Below are 7042 nucleotides of genomic sequence, written 5' to 3' on the forward strand. Positions count from 1 at the left end.
GAAAACTATTTATTAAATAAACCGCTTAAACGGCCATCAACACCTTCACGCCACCCGCCTAACCATTGTGATTTAGAATCTAAAGTTCCATATGGACAAAGTTCTTTTGAACGTCCAGCAATTCCTGCTTGGAAGCCTTTAGAAAAAGCTCTATCTAGTCGATCTCTTTTTTGTCTTTTCATTAACACATCCTCATTTTGTTAATTAAGCGCAATTAGTGAATAGATCACTAATGGCTTCACAATAAGAAATAGGCGACTTTTCATACAAGATCAATGTCGGTTTATGACATTTTTTCGCATTTTTAATTAAGGTATTGAGAAAAAAGACAAAAAAAAATCGAGGAAAAAACCTCGACTTTTTGTTTAAAAAATGCTCAATCTATTTCATTTTACGGCGACGCAACCAAAGTAATGGTAAGCCCAATAACCAAGCTAAAGAAGCAGCACCTTTACGTACATAAGGTTCATCTTCGACAAGATCTGACTCTGTACATGCTTCTTGATTACCTGACGTTGGTTTAAGCACAACCATACGGGTTAAGAATGATGTTACAGGATCCCCGTTACCATCTATTTCAAATAGCGGCGTACCGTTTTCACCTAAAATCAGGTTCCCATCAGAGTCGTATTGATAAACTGGCTTACGTACGAAAGCGGTACCGACTATCGTACCTTCTTCATTAATGCTGTTCGCTTCAACAACATAAAATTCAGCGCCGTAAGACAGGATAGAACCATCGCCATCAATCACTTCAACTTGATGACGGCTCCACTCGCCGTCTTCATCTTGCTCGTAACCTTTTGACTCACAAGTTAAGTTATTATTGATGTTGATAAACTCGTTATCATTCATGTTATACAAGAACGCTGCTTTTGGGCGTGGCTTATCTTTGTCATAGGTTACTTCAATATTACCCACAACTTGACCTGCGTTGTTAATCGCTTTCGGTTTACTGGTTAAATCAGACAATCCTTCTTGAAAATCATCAGGCACCACAATTTCAGCAGCAGGATCATTGATATCATAGTAGAAGAACTTCTCTCTTAAATAACCACTGATGTATTTTTGAAAGCTACCTACCACAATGCCATTATCATTGACATCATAAGCAATTGAGCTGTATACGGTATCACTGAAAATATCCGGATCAATCCAATTGTATTGGTACTCGCCGTTGCTATCTTTTTGCCAATATGCGGCATCTTGATATAAATCATCGTCATTACCATTTCGATAAGTATGAGAACGACCTACGACCACATCGTCATTATTAACACCTAAGCCTTGAGCAATATAATTTAATGTCGAATCTTCATCAGGTGTTAACCCTAATGGCAGCTCTACAATATTATCCTCAGGAATTGTATTATCCGCTTCTATTTGCCACACGTGAGCACGTGTTTGGTAAGAGATATTACGACGACCATTTGAAGGGTATTGGTCTGCTTGCACACAGATTTCTACTGGTATAGGGAATTCAATATCTTCATCTTCGCTGGCATCAATACAGCTATCAATTCGATCAGAACTGAATTCAATAATGTCAGTACTAGCATAACCAGCCACTAAATTATTGTTATTTACCGCTGCAGCAGCAGACCAGCCACCCAGTTCAACCACAAAATCATCTTCTTCACGAATGTAGGTTTGATAAGATGGTATTAACTCGATTTCAGAGCCGTCACCTGTGACCGCTACCCCACGCAGCTCAAAGTCACGATAATACCAAAACTCTTGGTCTTCATCGCTGCCTTCATAATCTAAGGTTTTTTCAGGTGCTGTATAAGAACCAACTTTTACGCCATCATCATTCATACCGTAAAAGAAAGTATCAACAGAATTGATAATTAACTCACCTTCATCATCAACATCTGTTGGCGCAGTGGTCCCATTGATGCTAAAGAAGTTAGGATTCCATGGCGATTCAGCATCATTTTCTTCTGCTGTGAAAGTGTAGTTATTGGCAATAATCGGCAAGAACACTGAGTATACGATGGCTTCTTCTGGTGCAATACCGTCTTCAACATCAATAACGCCATCATCGTCTTCATCATCTACAGATAATTTTTTCTTACCTTTAGATACACCGACCAATTCATCATTGGCATTTACGCCAAGCGCATAGCCGCGGCTGGTGCCATCAACATTACCTTTGAGATCAAAATCTTCAATATTTACAATTTCATATACTGGAGCAGCATGCACACTGCCGATGGCGCCAAGCACACTCAAGGCAACGACGGATAATGCCCTATCAAACTTCGACTTCATTTTAATTCCTATTTTTATTATGCGCTTACTTCAATGACTCGAGTTCTTCCCAACGTTCAAAGCAAGTGTCCAATTCTTGTTCTTTTGCCGCCAATGCCTGTAGCACTGAGTTGACAGTATCTTGTGGTTGGCTATAAAAATCAGCTGAAGCCACAGTGTTTTGTAATTCTTCTACTTCCTGTTCTAACGTCTCCATTTTACTCGGCAATTGCTCGAGCTCACGTTGAAGTTTGAACGATAATTTCTTAGGCGCATTGGTTGTTGCTTGCTTAGGCTTTTCAGCTTTCGTTACAACAGGCGCTGATGCTATGACAACAGATGCGGCGTCAGGTTCCTCAGAATAAAATTTAGCTCCTTGAGAAACAGCATCATTATAACCACCAACATACTCATGCCATCCACCATTACCCGCAAACCACCAACTGCTGGTTACCGTGTTATCTATAAATTCACGGTCATGACTGACAATTAATAATGTGCCTTCAAAATCAGTCAGTAGAGACTCTAACAATTCTAGGGTCTCAACATCAAGGTCATTGGTTGGTTCATCAAGAATAATTAAGTTTGCAGGTCTCAGTAACAGGCGTGCCAGCAACAAACGGTTTTTCTCACCACCTGATAACGCTTTAACAGGCGTTCTTGCCCTGGCAGGTGAAAATAAGAAGTCTTGTAAGTAACTTAGAATATGACGGTCTTGCCCATTAATTGTTACGGTACTTTTACCATCACCAACATTTTCTTCAACTGTTTTTTCTGGGTCAAGCGCTTCGCGGTATTGGTCAAAATAAGCAACTTCAAGCTTAGTTCCAACTTTTACTTCACCTGATTGAGGTGTTAGCTGCTCAATCAATAACTTAATCAGCGTCGATTTACCACAGCCGTTTGGTCCAATTAATGCGATTCTATCACCGCGCATAACCGTTGAACTGAAGTTTTTAACTAAATCTTTTTCAGGAAGATTATAGTTTAGCTCTTTAATATCAAATACTAACTTACCAGAACGCTCTGTATCACTGACGTTCATCTTGGCGTTGCCTTGTCGATTCAAACGCTCGCTGCGCTCACTTCTCAATGCTTTTAATGCTCGGACTCGGCCTTCATTACGCGTACGACGTGCTTTAACGCCCTGACGGATCCAAGTTTCCTCTTCTGCCAGTTTTTTATCAAAGTGAGCATTTTGCTCAGCCTCAACCCGCAACCACTCTTGCTTACCTTCTAAGTACATTTTGTAATTGCCAGGCCAAGACGTGACAACACCACGGTCAAGGTCAACTATTCGAGTTGCCATACGGTGAATAAAACCACGGTCATGGCTGACGAATACGATGGCACCTTTAAAATTAAGCAAGAATTGCTCTAGCCATTCAATGGTATCAATGTCGAGGTGGTTGGTTGGTTCATCAAGTAATAATAAGTCTGGCTCGCTGACTAGAGCACGGGCTAAAGCAACTTTACGTTGCCAGCCACCAGATAACTCACTTAATGGTTTATCTGGATCAAGTCCAAGTAATTCACAATTCTGGATAATTCTTGAATCAAGTTGCCAACCATTATTATGATCTAGTGACTCTTGAAGACGCGTCATTTGATTGAGCATCTTTTCCATTGCTTCTGGCTCAGCAGTAGCAACGTCATGGGAAAGCTGATGATAACGCTCAAGTTGCTCACCAATTTCTTTAAGTCCCGCTGAGATATACTTATAAACCGTCCCCGTTTCCGCTTTAGGCGGATCTTGCTGTAAACGGCTAACATTCACATCTGAGGCGATATTAAATTCACCATCGTCAAGTAGCACATCACCTGATAGGACTTTCATCAAACTTGATTTGCCTGCGCCGTTTCGGCCGACAATACAAACACGCTCACCAGGTAAAATAGTGAAATCAGAATTTTTCAATAATGGCGTATAACCATAGGCTAACGAACCATTATTAATACGAACTAGACTCAAACGACGCTCCTAATAAAATCAGTTAACTGTGGCACATCAAATGGCCAAAACAGTTCTTTATCACCCATAACTAACACTGGAATTGAAATACCGTAACGCTCAGCAAGTATTTCATCATCGCATATATCGATATGTTGATAACTCAGGGCTAATTGCTCAACCAGCGATTGAGCAATTTCACACAAATGGCATCCCTCTGTGTGATATAAAATTAAATCTGAGTTTTCAGTTTTTGTGTTAGTTAACATATTACGACTCTGCATGCCTTAGCTGCTGTAAGGCGACTTAGCATGAGTGATTAACCATGTGTTATGGATGTGTGGATTACGCTTATAATCCATTGGTAAGGTTTGGTTATCAATGTTCTTCACGTCCATTTTATATTGGCCTAGAAGGTTGATATCCATTTTAAATTTACGTTTGTTGTTCGAGAAAATGATCTCACCCGTTGGGCTCAACAATTTAATCAAATCAACCAATAAAGCAGCATGGTCACGCTGAACATCCCAGCTATCTTCCATACGCTTAGAGTTTGAAAAGGTTGGCGGATCAATGAAAATCAAATCAAATTGTTCTTCACAATCTTTTATCCATTGAATGCAATTGGCTTGCTCAAACTTGTATTGTCTAACGTTGAGGTTGTTTAACTCAAAGTTTTCTTTAGCCCAAGCTAAATACGTATTCGACATATCCACTGTCGTGACAGATTTAGCGCCACCAAGGGCTGCATGAACTGATGCACTACCAGTGTAAGAGAACAAGTTAAGTACGCGTTTACCTGCAGACTTCTCACCTACTAATTTACGGGTTAAGCGATGGTCTAAAAATAAACCAGTGTCTAGATATCCAGTAAGGTTTAATTTAAAGCGGGCATTATATTCTTGAGTGATAATTTCAAGCTTTTGCTCATCAATTTTTTGATATTGATTGGTTCCCTTTTGACGCTCACGGGTTTTTAACGTAACTAGCTCAGGGTCAATGCCTAACGCATTTGGTAGTGATAACAATACATCGGTTAAACGACGTTTTGTCACAGCTTCAGGAATGGTAGCAGGTGCTGAGTATTCTTGAATCACAACGTGATCGACATACTTATCAATCGCCACATTATATTCAGGCAAGTCGGCATCATAAATACGGTAGCTATCGATACCTTCTTTTTTGGCCCACTTAGTCAATTGCTTCATATTCTTTTTAATACGATTAGCAAACGCAGGTGAGATATCGGCAATGTCGACACCTTCCGGTAATACTGGCGCTTCACGGCGGGTACTTTTGGCGTGCAATGTATAAAGGTTAAAACCACATTCCAACGCACCGTTAAACATCTTCATTTGTTTGTCAGCTTTAAGCTTTAATGCCGATAGCAATTCAATATCGCTACACAGCATGGCAATCTTCCAGCCACCAAAATCTTTTTTGAACTTATCGCCTAACTGATAATAAAGCTGTAAAAGCTCAGTAATACTGCCTAAACGCTCACCATAAGGTGGGTTTGAGACTAAAAAGCCAGTTTCTAACGGCGGTGTCACTTCAAGCGCATCTAATACCGTAAAGTCGATTAAGTCAGCAACACCTGCATTTTCAGCATTCTGTTTTGCTAGCGCCACCATCCGAGAATCAATATCCGATCCGTAAAACTTAACATTACAACGAGATTTACCTAAGCTCGCTCGTGCTTTAGCTTCTTGTAAGATGTCTTGCCAAACTTGATCGTCATGCTGAAGCCAATGCTCAAAACCAAATCTTGCACGCTGCAATCCTGGAGCAATATCAGCAGCCATTAATGCTGCTTCAATCACAACCGTACCACTACCACAAAATGGATCTAACAAGTCAATCGGTTTAGCTTGCCAGCCACAACGAGCTAGCATATTGGCTGCTAAGTTCTCTTTTAGTGGTGCTTCACCCGTTGTTGAACGGTAACCGCGTTGGTGTAATGAAGGCCCAGAGAAGTTAATCGACATGGTAAGTTGATTATTTCGAAAATGAGCATCGATTCTAAAATCTGAATGGATACGTTCTACATCAGGACGTTCCTGACCATCATCGCGAAAACGGTCAACAACAGCATCTTTAATTTTCAGTGCGCCAAACTGGGTGTTGTTAATAAACCCACCAGTACCGTGAAAATCAATACCAAATGTACTTTGATTAGAGAAGTGAGATGGCCAATCAACAGCATATGCTGCGTTATAAAGTTGCTCGGCAGACTCACAAGCACCTTTATAGATAACAACGACAATGCGGCTAGCAAGTCGAGACCACAATGTAATTCGGTAGGCAAGTTCTATAGGTGCAGAAAAATACACACCAGCGACGCTTTCCTTAACATCAGTAGCACCAAACTCTTTAAGCTCATTAGATAAGCTATATTCAAAACCCTTAGGGGCAGCAGCAAAAAAATTTAACATGGAATCGACGTCATCATCTCACAGATATAATTAAGTCGGCATTATATACCTAAACCGATTGTCAGGTGTGAAAATGTCACTGAAATGGATAAATTCTAGTCTTTTGAGTCGTTTTAGCTATTGAGTACCATTAAATCTACGATTTATTGGATAATTTGATCCAAAAATTAGCTAATTGAAAGCAAGAACACATAGACAATGCTTAAAAGGCCACCGATTAAGGCTGAAATAGTCTATATATGCTCATTAACCCAACAAACGATCATAAATATGCTAATTCGACTTGCCAAGGGCACTATAGGTCGTTATAGTTCGCCCCGCTTAAACGGACGCGGGATGGAGCAGTTTGGTAGCTCGTCGGGCTCATAACCCGAAGGTCGTTGGTTCAAATCCAGCTCCCGCA

Annotated in this window: 5 protein-coding genes and 1 tRNA gene; 1 reads left to right on the top strand and 5 read right to left on the bottom strand. The window is 40.4% G+C overall.

The features are described 5' to 3' along the window. Positions 1-5: 5 nt before the first annotated feature. From rmf to rlmKL, 5 genes are all read right to left on the bottom strand, one after another. The gene (rmf, locus tag Q4600_RS12845; protein WP_102528615.1) at positions 6-182 is read right to left on the bottom strand and encodes a ribosome modulation factor; all 177 of its coding nucleotides are present in this window, start codon (positions 180-182) and stop codon (positions 6-8) included. A gap of 199 nt (positions 183-381) precedes the next feature. After that, positions 382-2274 carry a DUF3466 family protein gene (locus Q4600_RS12850; protein WP_303516705.1) on the bottom strand — a complete coding sequence of 631 codons (1893 nt, stop codon included), beginning with the start codon at positions 2272-2274 and terminating at the stop codon, positions 382-384. Positions 2275-2299: 25 nt separating this feature from the next. Next, a complete protein-coding gene (locus tag Q4600_RS12855) occupies positions 2300-4225 on the bottom strand; it encodes an ABC transporter ATP-binding protein (protein WP_303516707.1) in 1926 nt (641 codons plus the stop codon). Then, entirely contained in the window at positions 4222-4488 is a 267-nt protein-coding gene (locus tag Q4600_RS12860) for a glutaredoxin family protein (protein ID WP_303516709.1), read from the bottom strand. The genes Q4600_RS12855 and Q4600_RS12860 overlap by 4 nt, the downstream gene beginning before the upstream one ends. Positions 4489-4491: 3 nt before the next feature. Then, on the bottom strand, positions 4492-6639 hold the full coding sequence (gene rlmKL, locus Q4600_RS12865; protein WP_303516711.1) for a bifunctional 23S rRNA (guanine(2069)-N(7))-methyltransferase RlmK/23S rRNA (guanine(2445)-N(2))-methyltransferase RlmL: 2148 nt from the start codon (positions 6637-6639) through the stop codon (positions 4492-4494). Between the two features lie 330 nt (positions 6640-6969). Between rlmKL and Q4600_RS12870 the strand changes: the two genes are divergently transcribed. Continuing rightward, positions 6970-7042 (top strand) — tRNA-Met (locus tag Q4600_RS12870).

This window comes from Shewanella sp. 2_MG-2023 (genome assembly GCF_030548905.1).
GTDB lineage: Bacteria > Pseudomonadota > Gammaproteobacteria > Enterobacterales > Shewanellaceae > Shewanella > Shewanella electrodiphila.